This window comes from Vibrio sp. S11_S32 (assembly GCF_014694465.1).
GTDB lineage: Bacteria > Pseudomonadota > Gammaproteobacteria > Enterobacterales > Vibrionaceae > Vibrio > Vibrio algicola.
The window spans coordinates 1-1518 of sequence record NZ_JAAUWS010000111.1 but is presented as its reverse complement, the minus strand read 5'-3'; the positions used below and the strand labels follow the sequence as shown (position 1 = coordinate 1518).

General features: G+C 41.5%; 1 pseudogene. It reads right to left on the bottom strand.

The window, feature by feature from the left end:
• Positions 1–241 precede the first annotated feature (241 nt).
• Positions 242–1390 (bottom strand): annotated as a pseudogene (locus HC723_RS16760) (heparinase II/III domain-containing protein); the annotation flags it as partial.
• Positions 1391–1518: the final 128 nt, after the last annotated feature.

The following is a 1518-nucleotide window of genomic DNA, read 5'->3' as shown; positions in this document are numbered from 1 at the left end:
AGACTATGCAACCAATTGGCTTTGGTTTTATAATAATGAACGGCCTCATAAAGCCAATGGTGGTAGACCACCATTGATGGTCGCTTAACTTCTACTTTTAACAACAGTTAGAAATGGGAGGATTACCGAAGAACAACGAATAAAGGCGGAAAATAAATAACGAAAAAAGCAGAACCATGAATAATTAAATCCACAGCTCGGCTTACCTTACGCTAAATCGAAACAATACTTCATTGTTAAATTAGTCGATTTTTGCGTAACAACCAGTCCATTGGTAAGTCGTCCCTGCAAACTCAACTTTATGCTCAGCATTTTCTAACTCAGCAGAAACTGGACGGTTCGAAATACCAAATACATAGTTCTTACCTGAGGTCAGTGCAATCTCAATCACAGTGCCGGTTGCATTATGACCTATCACTGTCACGGCCTTAACTAAACCGCGAGCATCAATCGATGCTTCGATAGACTCATTAAAGTAACCGTGCGTTTCAAGTACTGAAGCAAATACGTGATTTTGCGCATTTTGACGCAAGATCAACGCAGGCTCCGAACGTAAGTTGAAATCGGGATCCGTTGCGCCGGTACGTGCAAAGATAAACTCGCTTTCAGCTGGCGCACTTGATACTAAGCTGTAGTAGCTTGAATCATGTAACCAAGTGATCAATGTGCTACCAGAAACTTTCGCACTGCCAAGGTTCCATAAATGTTGGTAACCGTTGTCTGCACCAAGAGGTTTTAATGTGCTTTCAACTTGGTAGTCAAAATCGGTACGAATAACCTGACCTTTGTAGTGGTATGGTAGATCGTATTGATGTGGCGCATCCGCAAGAATACGATAAACATCAATCACTAATGGTTTTTCGAATTCTTCTAATTCAGCTAAGATCACACTACGTTGCATATCGATGCCATCATAGTATTGTGAAATAGTGCCACTCATGGCTTGCATGTTGCTGTTTTCAGCGTCAAAGAAATGCTTTTGACCAAATTTAGTTTCTGCTAGAGCAGTATTAAATTTGTTTTGCGTTTTTTGCTCAACCACAACCGTGTTATGCGCGACCGTTTGTTTACAGTATGTTTTGTTCTCTGGGATGTAACGACCACCAAATTTAGGCTCCACGTTAACCCAACGACCATAACCGTAATCATGCAGAACTTCGTGACCACGGTTAAATACGCTTAGGTGTAAACCATCGTAGTGACCGTGATCTAACGCTGAATGATACTGATGATCTGAGCCATGTTGACCAAACCAAATCAATGCCATGGTATCGTCGTCTTTGCTATCACGGTGACGCAGGATGCTTACCCCGCCTTTTTCACCCTTAGGACCGTCGGTAACAAATAAGCTACCCCAGTTAAATGGCTTGATTTCATCAGCCGCTTCAACTTGTAGTGGTCAATGAAAATTGGCCACAGTTTTAGAGTTTTCCCAATATAATTGTTCCGATCTATTAGGTGTTAACCCTCCATTATATTGATGCGGTCTGAGTCGGCTGTAATAACCTGTTATATATT